Annotated in this window: 19 protein-coding genes and 1 tRNA gene; 3 read left to right on the top strand and 17 right to left on the bottom strand. The window is 65.9% G+C overall.

The window, feature by feature from the left end; translation table 11 throughout:
- Positions 1-163 precede the first annotated feature (163 nt).
- The 12 genes from CLV43_RS46410 to CLV43_RS48345 all read right to left on the bottom strand — a co-directional run bounded on the left by CLV43_RS46410 (position 164) and on the right by CLV43_RS48345 (position 7,842).
- Positions 164-418: a transposase gene (locus CLV43_RS46410; RefSeq protein ID WP_106196958.1), complete on the bottom strand. Its 255-nt coding sequence runs from the start codon at positions 416-418 to the stop codon at positions 164-166.
- 66 nt (positions 419-484) lie between these two features.
- Positions 485-1,777 carry a methyltransferase, FxLD system gene (fxlM, locus tag CLV43_RS46405; protein WP_245887537.1) on the bottom strand — a complete coding sequence of 431 codons (1,293 nt, stop codon included), beginning with the start codon at positions 1,775-1,777 and terminating at the stop codon, positions 485-487.
- 42 nt (positions 1,778-1,819) lie between these two features.
- Positions 1,820-2,173, bottom strand: coding sequence for a hypothetical protein (locus CLV43_RS47510; RefSeq protein WP_146175166.1), 354 nt, complete (start codon positions 2,171-2,173; stop codon positions 1,820-1,822).
- Entirely contained in the window at positions 2,173-2,823 is a 651-nt protein-coding gene (gene tmk, locus CLV43_RS46400) for a dTMP kinase (protein WP_245887536.1), read from the bottom strand. Before tmk ends, CLV43_RS47510 begins: the two co-directional genes overlap by 1 nt.
- Positions 2,798-3,376 (bottom strand): 3'-5' exonuclease, encoded by a 579-nt coding sequence (locus CLV43_RS46395; protein WP_106196956.1) that lies wholly within the window; start codon positions 3,374-3,376, stop codon positions 2,798-2,800. Before CLV43_RS46395 ends, tmk begins: the two co-directional genes overlap by 26 nt.
- A complete protein-coding gene (locus tag CLV43_RS46390) occupies positions 3,369-4,526 on the bottom strand; it encodes a radical SAM family protein (protein WP_245887535.1) in 1,158 nt (385 codons plus the stop codon). Before CLV43_RS46390 ends, CLV43_RS46395 begins: the two co-directional genes overlap by 8 nt.
- A 121-nt stretch (positions 4,527-4,647) precedes the next feature.
- On the bottom strand, positions 4,648-5,496 hold the full coding sequence (locus CLV43_RS46385) for a helix-turn-helix domain-containing protein (protein ID WP_245887534.1): 849 nt from the start codon (positions 5,494-5,496) through the stop codon (positions 4,648-4,650).
- Between the two features lie 19 nt (positions 5,497-5,515).
- Positions 5,516-6,022, bottom strand: a complete 507-nt coding sequence (locus CLV43_RS46380) for a DUF6879 family protein (RefSeq protein WP_342749858.1) — start codon at positions 6,020-6,022, stop codon at positions 5,516-5,518.
- Between the two features lie 8 nt (positions 6,023-6,030).
- Positions 6,031-6,267: a hypothetical protein gene (locus CLV43_RS46375; protein WP_106196954.1), complete on the bottom strand. Its 237-nt coding sequence runs from the start codon at positions 6,265-6,267 to the stop codon at positions 6,031-6,033.
- Between the two features lie 142 nt (positions 6,268-6,409).
- Positions 6,410-7,084 (bottom strand): YdcF family protein, encoded by a 675-nt coding sequence (locus CLV43_RS46370; protein WP_245887532.1) that lies wholly within the window; start codon positions 7,082-7,084, stop codon positions 6,410-6,412.
- A 165-nt stretch (positions 7,085-7,249) separates the two neighbouring features.
- The gene (locus CLV43_RS46365; protein ID WP_106196953.1) at positions 7,250-7,675 is read right to left on the bottom strand and encodes an NUDIX hydrolase; all 426 of its coding nucleotides are present in this window, start codon (positions 7,673-7,675) and stop codon (positions 7,250-7,252) included.
- A complete protein-coding gene (locus tag CLV43_RS48345) occupies positions 7,672-7,842 on the bottom strand; it encodes a hypothetical protein (RefSeq protein ID WP_170156315.1) in 171 nt (56 codons plus the stop codon). The genes CLV43_RS46365 and CLV43_RS48345 overlap by 4 nt, the downstream gene beginning before the upstream one ends.
- A gap of 150 nt (positions 7,843-7,992) precedes the next feature.
- Between CLV43_RS48345 and tcmP the strand changes: the two genes are divergently transcribed.
- The gene (gene tcmP / locus CLV43_RS46360; RefSeq protein WP_106196952.1) at positions 7,993-9,321 is read left to right on the top strand and encodes a three-Cys-motif partner protein TcmP; all 1,329 of its coding nucleotides are present in this window, start codon (positions 7,993-7,995) and stop codon (positions 9,319-9,321) included.
- A gap of 38 nt (positions 9,322-9,359) precedes the next feature.
- Here tcmP and CLV43_RS46355 read toward each other — a convergent pair whose 3' ends face one another.
- The gene (locus CLV43_RS46355) at positions 9,360-10,112 is read right to left on the bottom strand and encodes a DUF5131 family protein (protein WP_106196951.1); all 753 of its coding nucleotides are present in this window, start codon (positions 10,110-10,112) and stop codon (positions 9,360-9,362) included.
- Between the two features lie 91 nt (positions 10,113-10,203).
- Here CLV43_RS46355 and CLV43_RS46350 point away from each other — a divergent pair, with 91 nt between their 5' ends.
- Together CLV43_RS46350 and CLV43_RS46340 are read left to right on the top strand one after the other, a co-directional pair.
- Positions 10,204-10,551, top strand: coding sequence for a MarR family transcriptional regulator (locus CLV43_RS46350; RefSeq protein WP_106196950.1), 348 nt, complete (start codon positions 10,204-10,206; stop codon positions 10,549-10,551).
- A gap of 613 nt (positions 10,552-11,164) precedes the next feature.
- Positions 11,165-12,352: a tyrosine-type recombinase/integrase gene (locus CLV43_RS46340; protein ID WP_106196949.1), complete on the top strand. Its 1,188-nt coding sequence runs from the start codon at positions 11,165-11,167 to the stop codon at positions 12,350-12,352.
- A 274-nt stretch (positions 12,353-12,626) separates the two neighbouring features.
- Here the strand turns inward: CLV43_RS46340 and CLV43_RS46335 are convergent.
- The 4 genes from CLV43_RS46335 to CLV43_RS46320 all read right to left on the bottom strand — a co-directional run bounded on the left by CLV43_RS46335 (position 12,627) and on the right by CLV43_RS46320 (position 15,920).
- Positions 12,627-12,699: transfer RNA gene (locus CLV43_RS46335), tRNA-Ala, on the bottom strand.
- A 165-nt stretch (positions 12,700-12,864) separates the two neighbouring features.
- Complete coding sequence (locus CLV43_RS46330) at positions 12,865-13,662, bottom strand: DsbA family protein (RefSeq protein ID WP_106196948.1); 798 nt, start codon at positions 13,660-13,662, stop codon at positions 12,865-12,867.
- A 70-nt stretch (positions 13,663-13,732) separates the two neighbouring features.
- Positions 13,733-15,025 (bottom strand): MFS transporter, encoded by a 1,293-nt coding sequence (locus CLV43_RS46325; RefSeq protein WP_106196990.1) that lies wholly within the window; start codon positions 15,023-15,025, stop codon positions 13,733-13,735.
- A 73-nt stretch (positions 15,026-15,098) separates the two neighbouring features.
- Positions 15,099-15,920, bottom strand: coding sequence for a GNAT family N-acetyltransferase (locus CLV43_RS46320; protein ID WP_106196947.1), 822 nt, complete (start codon positions 15,918-15,920; stop codon positions 15,099-15,101).
- Positions 15,921-16,019 lie beyond the last annotated feature (99 nt).

Here is a 16,019-nt window from a genome sequence, read left to right as displayed (position 1 = left end):
ATCGAGCCTCGGTCTCGCGAAGTGCCGCACGTCGAGTGCACGGGGCAACGGGGACCTGATCCAACTATCGGGGTCCCGTCAGCCGTCAACGAACCGGGGAACGGTTCACCAGCGCGCCTTTCCAGCGAAATACTTCGCCCCTTCGAGAAGCGATGTCGCTTTCCTACTCCAGTTTGCGGATCCGCTTGTGCAGCGCGGTGTTCTTGCTCTCCGGTGATGCCGGCATCGATAGCGGCAACCCAAGTTGTTCCGGTCGTGGCAGGTGAGCCAGTGCGTCGTCGGTCCGGATCCAGTTGCGCAGCGTCTCGTGGTTGATGCCTAGGTCCTCGGCCACCGCTCTGATCGTCGCGTCTGCTCGGGACCGGTAGAGCGTGACCGCTTCGGTTTTGGACTCTGGCGGGTAGTGCTTCATCGCCATCTGTTCGGAACTTCTGTCCACCCGGATCGTCTGGATCCAAGTGTGTCTGGTGTCTAGCCTCCAGGGTCAGGGCCCGTTTCCCCCGCCGTGCCGTGACCACGAGATCACCACTTGGACGTGCTGCTTGTCGATCAGGCGCCCAGCCGGAAAGTCGCGGGGCGATGCGCTTACGGGGATCGCCGTGAGCTGAGAGCCAGGGCCATGACGGTGCTCGCGATCCCATGCCTTGATCAGATCGATGAAGTACTTGGCAAGGCGGTCGGCATCGGGACCATGGGCCAGAACGCCGAACTCGAACCGGGTACGCTTCACGTCAAGCGCACGTGGTTTGACCCGGTAGGCCAGCGTAGTGCCCGACACGATGGCTTTTGTACCCGCGACAGCCACTGGGCCGACCAGTCCGTCGTCAATGGCGTCACTGGTCGCCGTGAGCAGTGCGAAGCTGTCGGCGGCCGACATCAACCACATGTCCAGCCCATCGAACGATTCCATCGGACCTACGGTCACGCCCGACCACCGCTCAACGCGTGCGCCCTTCAGCGCCTCTCGCAAGCCGTCAGTATCGAGTGCTTGGGCCTCGTCGACCCGCAGGTGCACGTCCTCGCCGTGGAGTTCGACCACCTGCTCGGCTCGGGCTCCGATGCCTTGCATGGGCACGAACCCGCACATCTCGTGATCCGAACTCACCAGGCGGATGCCGTCTCGGATGAAGGCCACTGATCGGGTCAAGCCGCGCATCCGCAGCGGCACGACGATCATCCCATCGTCAGTGAGTTGGTCAATCCACGCCGGCGGGATGTCCCATGCGCCGACAGTCACGATGATCCGATCGTACGGCGCGAACTCGGGCACACCGTGCTCGGCATCGGCGAGCACCACTCGGACCCGCTCATACCCAGCCGCGGTCAGGCACTCACGGGCTCGGCCGACCACTTCGGCGTCGATGTCGACCGTGGTCACTTCTCCACCTGGGCCCACGAGTTCGGCGATCAGGGCGGCGTTGTAGCCGCCGGAGCCGATCTCCAACACCTTCATGCCGGGGTACAGGTGTGCCTGTTGCAGCATCAAGGCCTGGATACGGGGTGCCGACACCGAACTCATCGGCGCTCCATGCTCATCGCGTTTGGTGATCACGACCGTTTCGGCGGCGTACACGGTCTCCAGTGGCGTGCCCGGCGTGAACATCTCGCGAGGGACCCGCGTCAACGCCGCCGCCACCTCATCCGACCGAAGCCAGCCCTGCTCTTTCATGTGCTCGACCATCGCCGAGCGGAGTGACGTGCCGAGGTCAGCGTCAGGAGCTTCGTCCGACTCTCGCGATGTGCTCACCGAACCACCTTTCCAGGTCTCGATCTTCACGATCGAGTGGGCTGAACACGGTGCCGTCGGTCGGCGTTCTCGTCATGGCGTCCACAACAGGCTTGACCGTCTGATCAACGTGGGTGCTCCGCGCCTGCCGGGCTCCGGTAGGCCGAGCAGGTCGGTGACGACCTCCTCAAGATCGGCGCGTTCCCGCGACCAGACGCATCCGCCACCGTACGAATCGTCGAGCACACGAGCTGCGGCAACGTTGTGCCGGTCGAAGATGAAAATCGCGTCCGAGTATTGCCTGCGGTTGAAACTTCCGGCTATGCCAACGGTTTCTTCGCCTTCACGGAGTTCTCGGAAAATCCACCCGGCTCGTCGTACGGCGAGGAGCACGCGCAGCTCCGGGTAGAGGTGGAGCGCTTGCTGTTCGGTGACGGGCTCGTTCATCAACTCGCCACCCTGTTCTGCACCGACAACGTCGTGAGGCGTCCGGCGATGAGGGCCGCGGATTGCGCCGCTGATCGATCGCTGCAGTACACCCGCAGCACGGTGAAGCCCGCCGCGGCCATGGCATCGGCGGCGTGGCGGTAGAACTCGACCTCGGTGAGGCTGCTGCCGGGTGTGTGCTGGAACCGGTTGTGCGGTCCGCGGTCGCTCAGCCGTTCGGCGATCACGTCGGAGTCGGCGTCGAGGATCACGGCCAGGTCCGGTCGGTGAACGTGCTCGTTGAGGTTCCAGAGGAACACCGGGTCCACCCCGTCGAAGCGCTGGACGACCAAGCCGGAGGCCAGGTAGCGATCGGAGACGACCGTTCGGCCAGCGTCGAGGGCTGGCAGAATCTCCGTCTCGACGTGGTAGTAGCGATCGGCGGTGTACAGGCAGGCCAACGCGTGACCGGTGACCGTCTCGGTCAACTCGGCCGCCAAGACGCCGATCGGCCCGGAAGACGGCTCAGCGGTGACGTGAACGTCCTGACCTTCCGCTGCCAGCAGCTGAGCCAAGTGGCGGACGATCGTGGTCTTGCCCGCGCCACCAGGTCCGTCCACGCTGACGAACACGCCGCGAGCACCGTCAGAAGAGTGCTGGTTCGTCATCATCGGCACCTCCTGGTGACAAATTGCGCAGCTCGTCCAAGGTGCGTTCAGTGGCGATGTGCACGAAGAGTCGAGCCGTGACCAGCGCGTCATAGGTGGCGCGATGCGGTGTCAGGGCACTGTCCAGGCCGTTGGCGAGTTCGAAAGCGCCGACCAGGGAGCCGAGCTTGTAGCTTCCGAGGCCGGGTAGTAAGCGTCGGGCGAGCTTGAGGGTGTCGAACACCTCCGGGCACTGCCAGTCGCCGAGCTTGCCGCGGAGCACTCCGACGTCGACGTGGGCGTTGTGGGCGATCAACACCGAGGCATCGAGAGCTGTGCGGATGTCGGCCTCGACGTAGCCGAACACCGGAGCGTCCCTGACCTGGTCGTTGGTGATGCCGTGGATCTTGCGGGCGAAGTGGGTGATGGACCGGTCCGGGCGTACCAGCCAGCTCGTCGGCTCGCCGATGATCCCGTTGACGATCGGGACCGCGGCCAGTTCCACGAGATCGGGTGGCTGTTGGCCGTTGCCTTCGACATCAACGACGACGTAGTCCAGGCTCGTCCAGTCACTCATCGCGAGGTGTGTCCTTCCATCCGATGTCGGCCCGGCCATGCCGGTATTCGTGATGCGGGTGCCGGTCGTCGTGGATCTGGAAGCCGAGTGCGTGTTGCAGGAAGTAGCGCGGCTGCTCGACGTCGAGGCCCGTCACGACGGCGGCGCGCCTCGTGATGCCGACGACTTCCAATGCGGCCGCCTCGGGCAGCACGCGCGCGATGTGGTGCACCTGCGTCGCGGTCGGAACGCGGTGAGCGCCGGCGCAGAGGTCGAGTTGGCGGACCGGGCAAATGTCGCACAGCTCTCGGATGCCGTAGTGGCCGTTGTAGTCGGGCAGGCCATGGGCGTAGGACACGGCGCAGGAGGTCTTGCGGAACAAGCTCGGTGAGCCAGCGAAGGTGTCGAGCACACGTTGTTCCAGCGTCTCGGGGACGATCTTGCGGCGGGCGGTGTCGTCGTAGGGTTCGGGGATGCCGTTGGCCCTGTAGTAGTCGGCGATCTGGTCCCGGTAGAACAGGCCCGTGAACACGGTCGCGTCGGCGTGCAGGCTCAACTCGCGCGCGGCGGCCAAGTGCTCGGCGGTGTCGTTGAGGCCGGGAACGAGGGGACGCCAATACAGGACGGTCCGGTAGCGGCGTTGCCTTGGAGCGCTCGTGAGCTTGAGCGAGTCGGCCGCGACGTGCGACGGGTAGGGCTCGACCCTCTGGTCGGTGATGCCGGAGTAGGTGAACAGCAGCGTCACCTTCAGGTGGCGCATGCGGTTGAGCCGGTCGATGTCGTCGTCATTGAGTTGGTGCCGGGTGATGATCAGGATGTGGTTGGTCAGCCCGCGGCCGTCCAGGTCGTCGAGCACGGCCAGGGTATGGGGGCGCACCGTGGGCAGGAACGGCTCGGTGGCGCGGTTGAGCAGTTGGATCGGGGTGAGGTGCGGTTGGAAGTAACGGTGGCCGACCAGGTGCTCGACGGCGTCGGCATCGGTCATCAGCGCTCGTGGCAGGTTCTGGTCCCACAGGCCGTAGGTGTGGCGGATGCAGTAGGCGCAGCCCAGCGGGCACCCCTGGATGTGGTTGAGGCTCAGGCCGCTCTTGCGGTACTCGACCACCTCACGGGCGCGGATCGGTAGCCGGTCGATCTGGTCTTGGCTCAGGAGCGGAACGGGTCTGATCACGTGGCTGGCCTCCGAGGTCGCGGGATGGACGAACTCGCAGGCTAAGTAGATCTTTACGGCGGAAACCAACAAGTTGCTCGGTATTGCTCGCAATCGTGAAACTAGTAGACGGCCGGAGCAATCACGCGGAATTGTCGGCGGTCTTGCGGGCGAGGTGATCGATGACATTGGTGATGGTGGAGCGGGCCGAGCGACCGTAGCTGGCGATGGCGGCCAGCGAGTCGAAGATGGTGCCGTAAAGGTCGATCTCATGGGGCTGGGCCAGGTTCAACTCGGCGGAGAAGGTCTCAACCATCACGCGGTCCTCGTCGAGCATCCAGAACCCATGGGCCGGGGCCACGACGTAGGTGGTGTCGAACTCGATGACGCCGAGTTTGACGTTGGGCATCGAGGTCATCGAGACGAGACGGTCGAGTTGGCCGAGCATGACCTCGGGTGGGCAGAGCCGGTAGCGCAGTGCGGCTTCTGTAAGCACGAAGTGGAAGCGCTTCTCCGGTCGGTAGAGCACATCCTGGCGGCGCATCCGCGCCTGCACCGCGTCGTCGATGTCGTTGCGCACGCCGAGCACGGTGACGCTCTGGGCGAATCGGGCTCGCGCGTACTCGGCGGTTTGCAGCAGGCCCGGCACGTTCGTGGGTTCAAAGACGCGGAAGAAGCGGGTTCGGGCGTTGATCTCGGCGATCTCGTTCTGGTGGGGCTTGAGCCCGCCACGCAACTGGCGCTGCCACTCGGCGTACTGGATCTCCAGGGTGCGCAGCGAGGCGAGCAGCCCCTCGGCCTCAGGCTCGGCACCAGCCGCGGACGTCCACGCCGTGATGTCCTCGGCGGTCGGGGTCTGCTTGCCATTCTCGATCTTGGAGACCTTGGACGCCTGCCAGGCCAACGACTCCGCGAACTGCTTGCCGTTCAAACCAGCTTGGTGGCGCAGTTCGCGGAGCCGTGTGCCCAACGCTTGGCGTGCGTCGTGCACGGTGGCGATCCCGGTGGCCTTACTGTGCGGCAAAGTCGTCCCGTCGTACCGCCCGGTGCCAGGCGGTGTCGCGCCAGTAGTTGTGGTTCACGATCGCGGCCGGATCCTCGACGACCTCGCCGCCGAGGAAGTTCTCCTGCTCGTCGAAGAGCATCCGCACCAGCGTGCGCGAGTCGAACAGCCAGTAATCGTAGTCAGGCAGGCCCATGGCGTCGTGGCGTGCGAGGTAGCGGATGTCCTCGCCCGCGGCGTTGGTGTACTCCGAGCAGAACAGCCCGAAGCGGCTATAGTCCGACAGCGGCGTCGACACCACCCTGACCCGGCTGAAACGGCGTCCTTCCCCGGCCGCGTCTTCAATCATGGTCAGCCAGTTCCGGAACCAGCTCATGTCGACCAAATCACCCGAGCTGAACTGGCGCAACGCGTCCGTCTCGTTGGCGGACTTGTAGACCTCACGCGTCTCCAACCGGAAGGCGGTGTGCTCGAAGGTCCGAAAGAGCGCTCCGAACTCGGGACCGGGCTCGATGATCCTGTTCAGCGCGCCTCCCCCTCCTCCAGGTAGCGGCGAGCGTAGAACGCGAGCACCTCTTCCGGAATCTCGATCAAGGTCTCGTGCGCAGGAACCGGCCCGACATCCGCCAGCGCCTGGGGGTCGGTCACCTTCCAGCCCTGAGCGATGTACGTGACGCGGTCTATCCGATCGGTGGCGAACAGCGTCGGCGACTGACCTTCTTGAGACTCCGGGTCCTTACCGAGGAACTGGGCACGCATCCGGCCTCCTTGCGAGCAATTTCTCACGATTTCTCGCCAAGCCTGCCCGGCGCCAGTCTCCCAGTCAATACATTGGGACGTGGATTCATCAAGATGCGCAGCGCTTGCGCCACGGCCCCCGGCATGGCGGCCAGACCGCGAGTCAAACGTTTTTGATCAGCGACCGGCTGTCGAAGCCGTCCCGCAGCAGTCGTTCGTAGGCCTCGATCACTTCGGCAGAGACGTGCTGCTCGGTGACGAAGCCGAGGGCGGGATATTCGACGAAGCGCTGCAGGTCACCGACGAGCATGTCGATGACGAGCTTCTCGTCGCCGATACTGCGCACGTAATCGCCCAGCGCGAGTTCCTCGGACGAGCACACGACGTTGACCTCTGGCCATACCGCGCCGCAGGTGGCGAACGCGCGTCGCTGCATATACGGCTTGCTCACGAGAAGCACCGTGGTGGGCATGATGCCGTGCTTGTCCAGCAGCAGGTGGGACAAGCGGATGTTGTCGCCGGTGTTGGCCGCGTCCGGTTCGACCAGGATGGCTTCGTCGGGGACGCCGAGTTCGAGTGCGCGTTCCCGGTAGTGCCCGGCCTCGCCGCGGGGGAAGCGGGCGGCGCTGGTGGGACTGGTCGCGCCGGTGAACACCAGCAGCGGGAACAGGCCGTGGTGGTAGAGCTTGGCCGCGTGCTCGGCGACGCCGAGGTCGTGGCTGCCCAGTCCGATACCAACGTCGCACGGGGTGAGTTCGTGACCCATCTGGTGGTAGTTCCAGATCAGGTGGGCGTCGGCGCGGTTCTGGTCGGTGATCGCGGTGTTCGCGGTCGTCACTAGCGGGTTGCTCCTGTGCTCATCGGCCTTAGCGCTGGAAGGCGCCCTGGATGCTGGCGAGTGGGTGGAGCAGACCGTATCGAGTGGCTCTCGGCGTGACACGTCGACTTCGCGACCCGCCTCGGCGTCGAGCAGGCAAGGGGCGGACTCGCTGCTCCCGCCGGGCTACCACGCTTGTTTCGAGGCGTCGGCACGAAGTTGCGCGAACCAGGCCTTGATCGAGCGCTTATAGCCCGCCGGCATCACCAAGCCTTCGACATCGGACTCACCGAAGAGTCCGATCTCCTTGTGCTCGTGTGAGAGCACGGGCTCGTCGGCCTGAACGGGGTAGCAGCCGTAGGTCACGATGAACACGTTCTTGTCCGCCGCGTCGATGTAGTACATCCAGCTGTCGAGGATGGCTGTCGCGATGACCCTCCAACGCGCTTCCTCGGCGATCTCGCGGACCACACACTGCTCGGGCGACTCGCCGGGCTCGATCCGCCCGCCCGGCAACTCCCATTCCTCCCGCTCGTTCCTCAACAGCAGGACCTTGTCCTCGCGCACCACGACACCCTTGATCGAGACGGGGTAGGCGATCTGGCTCGTCACTGTGTTCCTCCGAGGTCGTCGCGGTGGTTCCTACCCGTGGGCAGCTCATACGCCTTGATCACCCCGTCCAGAAACGTGAGTTCCTGAGGCTGCGCCGACGTGCCCGATGAGCCTTCGAGCAAGGCCAGCAGGCGAATCCCGACGTCGTAGGTCAGGTGCGTGAACAAGCGAGCGAGGTCAGGAGCCCACGATCCTTCGAATCGAAGCACACGGCGGGATCGCCTCGCTCGACTGGTCCATTCAGGGGTGTATGTGCGGCGTTCGAATTGCCCCGCGGTGGGCACGTGGTAGTCCTGATTGGTTGATCAGGAGGTGCGATGACCGCCCATGACAAGTTCTTCCAGGAGAAGCAGGCTGCGGCCGTGCTCAAGCACGGGATCTTGAAGCGGTACCCGGACGTGTTCACGGCGAAGACCGGGTCGGCGGCGCTCGCGGGGAAGGTGGTCTATCTCGATGGATTCGCCGGCCCAGGGCGGTACAAGCCTGAGGAGGGGCAGGCAGAGGGTGCTGAGGGGTCACCGCTGCTGGCAGTGCGTACAGCGACCAAGGCTGGGGCGTTTCATCGGACCTTGCACTGTGTGTTTGTCGAGCGTGATCCTGAGTACTTCGAGAATCTGAGCGAGACCTTGGCGCGGGAGGCACCGCAGGACATGGTCTACGAGGTTCTTCAGGGGGATGTCAATCAACACTTGGACGCCGTATTGGACTTGGCGCGCGACTCACCGCTCCTGGCCTTCCTGGATCCGTTCGGCACCGGCCTTCCCTACACCGAGATGACCGACCGCCTACTCAGGCAGCCAAAGTGGCCAGCGACCGAAGTGCTGCTCAATTTCAACCTGCAGTCGGTCTGGCGAATCGGTGGCCTCTTGGACGCAGATAAGGCCAATGCCACATCCCCGGCCTTGGCCGACGCGTTCCTGGACGAGGAGTGGCTTCCCGTAGGAACGGGGTGCGGCGGCAGGGCTAGCGGGGCTGGCTTTCAGAGCGCGGATGCCTCACTGGCACGGATCGACGCGTTCTTGGGTGACGACTGGTGGCGGGAGGTGTTCCGTACCGCCCGTAGACAAGCAGAGGGCCAGGGCGAACGTGCCGCGGCGGCAAGCGCGGCCTGGAAGGTGGCGCAGGTCTACTGCCAGAGGATCGAGAAGGACACCGGATACCGGGCTTTTCCCGTGCCTATCCGTCGCGAACCAGGTCAAGCTCCCTTGTTCATGATGATCCTGTTCTACCGGTACGCGGGCGCGCCGTACGTGTTCAACGAAGCCGCGTCCAAGGCCAACGAAGACTGGCGGAAGTTCACCAACGAGCGGTCGCTGCGCCAGCCGCCGGCCACTGCGGAACCGGAGGATCTGTTCGGCGGAACCCTAGTTTCGGAGATGGTGGCAGAGCAGAACGCCCGCACCGAGGCGAAGCTCAACCAGTCCTGGATCGACGTCATCGCCACCAACATCACCGAGTTTGTCCTCACACGCGGCTCTGCCGGTGTCCAGGACCATACCGAGGCTCTGTACGGCGCCACGCTGGGCCTGGCTCGTGAGATGCATCTACGAGAAGCGTGGGACCAACTCGCTGGCCGCGGTGTCGTGCGTCCACGCCTCAAGGGCAAAGGCAACAAGATCGAGAACCAGACCATCGTTCCGACGTGATGTCGGCCGCTTCGGCCAAGCCTGTGGCGGCGGTGATGTCAGAGGGCTGTTGCGGCGGGTTGGGGCATCTCGTCCCACGTCTGCCCGTCGAGTTCGCGACCGCCGGCCTTAGGAGTGCGGCCTCCCCACTGCTTGTGGAAGAACGCGACATCAGCTTCTTGGCACGCGTCGCGGATCTGACGTACCCAAGCAGGGTCGACCGGGCGGGCGTTGGGTCCGGACTCCCCACCGGTGATCACCCAGCCGATGCCGTCGAGGTCAAGTCCGGTCAACGGCCCCAACAGCGGTTCGCAAGACAGGAAGCGCACCGCAGCCGGTACCGAGCGCAGGTCGTCGACGCGAGCGAGTTGGTCGCTGTCCTCCACGCTCACTCCCATCCATACGTTGGAGGGCCAGTCGAGCTTGTCGGCCAATTTACGAAGCCGGGCCGAACGCTTCGTGAGCACCTGGTAGGTGTGTTGAGGGGTGTCGGCCATGACCTGGAAAACCTGCCGCACGAAGGCCAATGGGACCTTGGCGTGGAACAGGTCGCTCATGGAGTTGACGAACACCACCCGCGGGGTGCGCCACCGGTAGGGCTGGTCAAGGGTGTCCGGGTGCAGCGTGACCCCGAATCCGGGGCCTGACGTGCGTGGATCACCGTCGTTCTGGTACTTCTCCGCACCCATCGCCTTGAGCCGCTTGGACAGGGCCAGCGCGTAGCAGTTGTCACAGCCCCTCGAGATCCGATCACACCCTGTTGTGGGGTTCCAGGTGACCTCGGTCCACTCGATCGTCGAGCGACTGCCCATGACGTTGCCTGCCCATCCTCAACACCAGTTCGAACACCGGTTCGACTTTTCTTACGAGGTAGTCGTAACTTAAATCTCGTAAGATGACCATATGGCGTCACCGGATCGAGTTCTTCTGCGGGACAGGTCGCAGGCCGCGTTCGGCCAGCGCTACCGGCTGGAGGTCATGCTCGCGGTGCTCGATGCCGAAGACGGGTTCGTCTCGCTGAGCGCTCTGGCCAAGTATCTGGACGTCACCATCAGCAACCTGCAGGGTCCGATTCGGTCTCTGGTGGCGCTCGGCCTGCTGACACCGGTTCCACACGGAGATTCACGCCACCGCTTCTATCTACGCAACCCAAGCACGGCCTGGAACTGGGCAGAAGAGCTCCGAGATCAAGCTTTACTCGACATGGAAACGGTTCGGCCAGGTCCTCATCTTTCGCCATCGTCAGGGTGAGTCTGTTCCTGTCGAGCCGTGCTGCAGTCCAAGCTCATCGCGACGGTGTCGGCTGCCGGATACATACCAGCTGCGCCAAGTGTCCGATCAGGACTTGAGTTCCCAGCTACGTAGCGGTATGACCCAGCCATGAGGTCACACTGGCACGCAAAGTGATCGAAAAGGCGATGAGAAAATCGGCGGTTGCGTGTCCCCAAAGGGGTCAAATTTCGGAGTTCAGGGGTGTCGACCCAGACCACACTCCTGGAGGACAGCATGACCCGGCCGGATCCGAGTAACCATCGTCTGCTGTACACCCCCGCTGAAGCGGCAACGCTGCTGGCTGTCCGTGAGTCGTGGCTGCGGCGAAAGGCTGGCCTTCGGGAGATTCCACGTACCTTCGTGGGCAAGCACCTTCGGTTCTCCGATGCCGATCTACGATCGATCGCAAAGTCCGGCGCTCGTGCGCCTCGAACTCGTGATGGTCGCATGAGGACTACACCCCGGCGCACCAAGTCCTCTTCGGACTAACAGAAGTTCTTGTACTGCAATGCTTGCGCTTCTACGCGTATGGAGCGTTCATGCATCTGTCACGCCCGTGACCCCCACACCACAAAGCGAGAAGGGCTCCCACATGGCCTGGGCGGAGCAGTCTGGAAGCAACCACTGGCGCGTACGATTCCGCCGCGACGACGGCTCGATCGGCTCCATACCTGGCTTCCACAGCCAGAAGGCCGCCGAAGACCATGCCGCCGATCTGGAGTCGGACCAGCGGCGCGGCACCTGGCTCGATCCCACTGGAGGCCGCACCACGCTCGATGAGTGGCTGGTCGAGTGGCTCGAAGCGCTCGACGTCGACATCCGCACGGAGGACAACTACCGGGGCATGCTGCGCAACCACATCCGGCCCCGTTGGGGCGACACCGCGTTGGCCGGCATCACCAATCTCAAAGTTCAGGCGTGGGCCAAGCAGCTGCGGGCCACGAAGCTCGCTCCGACCACCGTCGCCGGGTTCGTGAAGCTGCTGTCACAGATCCTCACCGATGCTGCCGAGGAGAAGCTGATCACTGCCAATCCGATTCGGCCTCGGAGGCGTGGACGTCGCAACCATGCCGCCCGCGTGCCCGAGAAGGTCTGGGCGGATCCGGCCGAAGTGCTGCGCGTCGCTGATCAGATCGCTGCTTGCTACGACCCCGGCGCGGCCGTGCTGGTGGTCACCGCAGCCTGGACCGGTGCACGCTGGGGTGAGTTGACCGGCTTGCAACGCCACAACCTGCACCTGTTTGACGACGACACCGGAGTCATGATCGTCGACCCGCAGAATGGTGCGCTGCACGAGTCGGCGGGCGGCAAGTTGTGGCTTGGCCCGCCGAAGACGGAAGCATCGGTCCGCACCATCGCGCTCGTCCCGCCCACGGTCCGGCTCTTGCGAGCGCACCTGAGCACTCACCGCCACGCGCACGTGTTCACCAGTCCTGGAGACCACCTGCATCGCCGCAGCAACTTCAGCCGCCGCGCCATGCGCCCCGCCGCCGACGGGAACCTCCAGTGGGCCAACCCGATCCTGCGACTGCATCCGGTCAAGCCCGGCCTGACTTTTCACGGGCTTCGGCATAGCCACAAGACGTGGATGATCGCCGACAGCATTCCCGAGATCGCCCAGTCGCTTCGGCTCGGCCACATCCTCAGGGACCCCGTCCAGCGCACGTACTCCCACGTCGCACCGGAAGTCACCGTCCGACTTCTTCAGCGCCTGCAAGATCGGTGGGACAAGGCGATCGCCGACGTCGGCGACAGCACCTGGCGCAGAGCGGCCCAGTAGCCCTGACACCGCGGTACAGCCCACGCCGACACGGGATCCGGTACCCAACCGGCGTGGTCGCGGTTAGCGGGGCGCGAAGAGTCGCGACGATAGACAACCCGACAGGGTGAACGGTGCTGGAGCAATATGGCTGACCCTGTTTCGGGTCATTCCAGGCCGTGCTCCAGATTTGCTCCAGTTTCGGAGACGCAGTCCACAGTGGACGCACAGACAAGATCACCCGCTGACCAGGTAATCCCAGGTCAGCGGGTGATTTGCGTTCTATGTCAAGTTGTGGAGCTGAGGGGACTCGAACCCCTGACCCTCACACTGCCAGTGTGATGCGCTACCAGCTGCGCCACAGCCCCGTGCTTCCACGTTCCCGGTGGTCACCCGCCGTTCTTGTGTGGTCATACCGTACAACATCAGCCCCACCGGATAAAAATCGGGGGTCCCCCATCGCCGTTCGCCCTGATAGAGGAGGTGCGACGGCCCGCCCCGTGAGTGGCAGGGGCGGGCCGTCGGGGGTGATCTCAGGCCTTGAGGAGGTCGGAGATCCAGTTCTGGTTGTCGAGGCTGATGAGCTTGTCGCCGACGGCGACGGCCGGGGTGCCGCGGAAGCCCTTGGAGCCGTCGCTGCGCTCCGCCTGGAGGTGGGGGGTGGCGTCGGCCTTGTCGAGGTCGGCGTCGAGTGCCTGGTTGTAGGTGCCGTTCTCCACACAGGACTTGAAGGTGTCGCCGGTGATGCCCAGATCGGCGCCCAGCTGGGCCAGTTGGGCCTTGGTGTAGCCGGCTCCGCCTTCCTCGGGCTGCTTGGCGTACAGGGTGTCGTGGAACTCGGTGAACTTGCCCGCGTCGGCGGCGCAGACGGCGGCGTTGGCGCTGTCGCGGGAGTAGCCCTCGGGGTCGGAGAGGCGGACCAGGAGCGGTAGCACGTGGTAGCGGATGCGGAGGTCGCCCGCTTCCACGTGGTCGCGGAGCTGGGAGCCGTACTTCTCCTCGAAGGTGCCGCAGATGGGGCAGAGGAAGTCCTCGTACACGTCCACGGTGACCTTGGCGGTGTCCTTGCCGACCAGCACGGTGGCGTCGGCCTGGCGCTGCACGGGGACCGAGAGGGCCTTGAGGTCGGCGGCGGGGGTGAGGGCCTCCGGTGTGGACGGTTTGTTGAGCACGATGCCGACGACCAGCGCGGCGGCCAGTGCGGCGACGACGGCCACGCCGGTGAGGATCTTCTTGCGGTCACCGCCGGTCGACCCGCGTGCGGCGGCCACCGACTTGGCCGCCTGTTGCTGCTGCTTCCTCTTGCGAGCGTTCCGCTCAGCCCCACCCACGTCTTCGCGTTCCTTCCGTGCGCCTACTGCCCGAGAGGCTAGCGGCGGAGGCTGAGCGGAACCTGAGCGTTCACGCGTCGGGCTGGCGGGGGCGGCCGCCGACGCGGGCGCCGGTGGGCAGTTCGGGGCCTTCGTCGAGGGCGCCGCACTCGCCCGCGACGACCTCGGCGACGCGCTCGTCAACGGGCCTGGTCTCCTCGGCGACGAGCCAGAAGGCGATGGCGACGACCATGATGGCGCCGGTCACGGTGAACGCGGCCTGGTAGGAGAGCCTGTCGGCCAGCACGCCCGCGAGCAGCGGGCCGACGATGGCGCCGAGGTCGGTGACCATCTGGAACGCGGCGAGCACGGGCCCGCCCTTGGCCTTCGAGCCGATCACGTCGGCGACGACGGCGTTCTGCGGCGGGTTGAGCAGGCCCGCGCCGACGCCCGCGACGAGCGAGGCGACCATGAACAGCGGCACGGTGCCGGTGAAGCCCATGCCGAACGTGCCGACGGCCGACACGGCGAGCCCGGCGACGGCCATCGGCTTGCGGCCGATGCTGTCGGAGAGCTTGCCGGACAGCATCAGCACGGACGCGTTGCCTACCGCGAACACCGACAGCGAGATGCCCGCGACGGCCGGGCTGCCGTGCAGCGCCTCGACGACGAACAGCGGCACCAGCGAGATGCGCAGCCCGAACACCGCCCAGCCGTTGGCGAACCCGGAGGCCAGCGAGGCGCGGTAGGCGCCGGACCGGATCGCCTCGCGCACGGGCATCGTCCGCTGCGCCTTGTTCTGGTCCAGCGACGCGAGCGTGGACCGGCGCAGGAACAGCCACACGAACGCGGCCGCGATGATCAGCGCCACGGCGTAGGCGACGAACGGCGTGCGGATGGAGAACCCGACGAGCCCGGCTCCGACGATGGGGCCCGCGATGTTGCCGAGCAGGAACCCGGTCGCCCACAGCCCGGACGCGCGGCCGCGCAGCGGGGCGGGCGTCAGCCGGATCAGCAGGCCGACCGCGGCGACGGTGAACATGGTGGAGCCCACGCCCGCGACCGAGCGGAACACCAGCAGCATCCAGAAGTGGGTCGCGAACCCGCACGCGCCGGTGGCGACCGCGACGATCAGGATGCCCGCGACGTAGGTCCCCGTCTCGCCGAACCGGGCGACCAACCGTCCACTCACCGGCGCGAACAGCAGCCTGACCAGCGCGAACGCGCTCACGACGGCGGACACGGCGGTGGTGCCGACGTCGAAGCTGGCCGCGTACATCGGCAGCACCGGGGCGACGATGCCGAACCCGATGGCGATGATGAAGCTCGCCACGACGAGGACCCACACCTCGCTCGGGAGTCGGGATCCTGCGGTCTTGACCACGTCGGTCCCCTGCACTCACGGCCTCCCAGCATCGTTTAGCTGTGCTAAAGATATAACCGGTTGGCCACCGATCTCAATCCAGCAGTTCGTCGACCCTGCGGACGTAGGCCGTCACGGGGTAGCCGGACCCGAAGCCGCAGGCCTCCGCGAACCGCTCACCCGCACCGCCCTCGTCCACGTGCGCAGCGACCAGCAGCGCCCCGGCGTCGCGCAACGCGGCCACCACACCCGACACCAGGTCGACGCCGATCCCCCGCCGCCGTCGCGCGGGCAGCACCACGACCTGCTCCACCAGCCCGACGCCGCGTTCGGTGAACCCGCCCGCGAACCCGACGACCCGCTCGCCGTCGTCGACCACCAGCTGCACGCAGCGCGGGTCGTCCCAGCGCTGCCCGAGGTGGCGCACCAACCGCCGCTGGCCGCTGAGCCGCAGCCCGAGCTCGTCCGCGACGAGCACCGCGACCTGCTCCAGGTCCACGTCCCGCGCGGGTCGCACCCGTGCCGGGAGTTCCGGCCGACCGCGGTGCACGACGGCCATCGACTCCTCGACGGCGTACCAGCCCGCGTCGTCCGCGATGCCCTCGATCTCGGCCACGGTCGTCGGCGAGGCGTACACCACGGCCTCGGCGCGCCCGATGTCGGCGAACGTCCGCTCCAGCCGCATCAGCGTGCCCGCGACCTCCGCCGACGACCCGTCCAGCGCGCAGGCGAAGTTGCCGGACGGGAACGGGTTGTCGCGGTTGACGACGACCGTCGCGCAGCCGACCTTCCCGATCTTGCCGTACCGGACCGCGCCCGAGGCGACCCGTGCCGCCTCGACGAGTCCGGCCAGCTCACGGGCTCGGTACGGGTCGAGCAGGTCGGGGTCGTCGGGGTCGTGCAGCGGGTCAACCACCCGGTCAGCGTGACACGTCGCGGCCCTTCCAGGTCACGCCGCGCCACGCCGTCGAGCACGCCGCGTCCCCCCTCCGGCCAGGTTGGCACACTGGCTCAC

The organism is Umezawaea tangerina (assembly GCF_003002815.1).
In the GTDB taxonomy this organism is placed as follows: domain Bacteria; phylum Actinomycetota; class Actinomycetes; order Mycobacteriales; family Pseudonocardiaceae; genus Umezawaea; species Umezawaea tangerina.
Note: the sequence above shows the minus strand (reverse complement) of the source record. Positions and strands in the feature narration are given on the sequence as shown.

Excerpts from the sequence above, each read along its gene's own strand:
- CLV43_RS46410 (WP_106196958.1), bottom strand. The coding sequence starts at position 418 with ATGGCGATGAAGCACTACCCGCCAGAGTCCAAAACCGAAGCGGTCACG.
- tcmP (WP_106196952.1), top strand. The coding sequence starts at position 7,993 with ATGACCGCCCATGACAAGTTCTTCCAGGAGAAGCAGGCTGCGGCCGTG.
- tmk (WP_245887536.1), bottom strand. The coding sequence starts at position 2,823 with ATGATGACGAACCAGCACTCTTCTGACGGTGCTCGCGGCGTGTTCGTC.
- CLV43_RS46355 (WP_106196951.1), bottom strand. The coding sequence starts at position 10,112 with ATGGGCAGTCGCTCGACGATCGAGTGGACCGAGGTCACCTGGAACCCC.
- CLV43_RS47510 (WP_146175166.1), bottom strand. The coding sequence starts at position 2,173 with ATGAACGAGCCCGTCACCGAACAGCAAGCGCTCCACCTCTACCCGGAG.
- CLV43_RS46350 (WP_106196950.1), top strand. The coding sequence starts at position 10,204 with ATGGCGTCACCGGATCGAGTTCTTCTGCGGGACAGGTCGCAGGCCGCG.
- CLV43_RS46375 (WP_106196954.1), bottom strand. The coding sequence starts at position 6,267 with ATGCGTGCCCAGTTCCTCGGTAAGGACCCGGAGTCTCAAGAAGGTCAG.
- CLV43_RS46395 (WP_106196956.1), bottom strand. The coding sequence starts at position 3,376 with ATGAGTGACTGGACGAGCCTGGACTACGTCGTCGTTGATGTCGAAGGC.
- CLV43_RS46340 (WP_106196949.1), top strand. The coding sequence starts at position 11,165 with ATGGCCTGGGCGGAGCAGTCTGGAAGCAACCACTGGCGCGTACGATTC.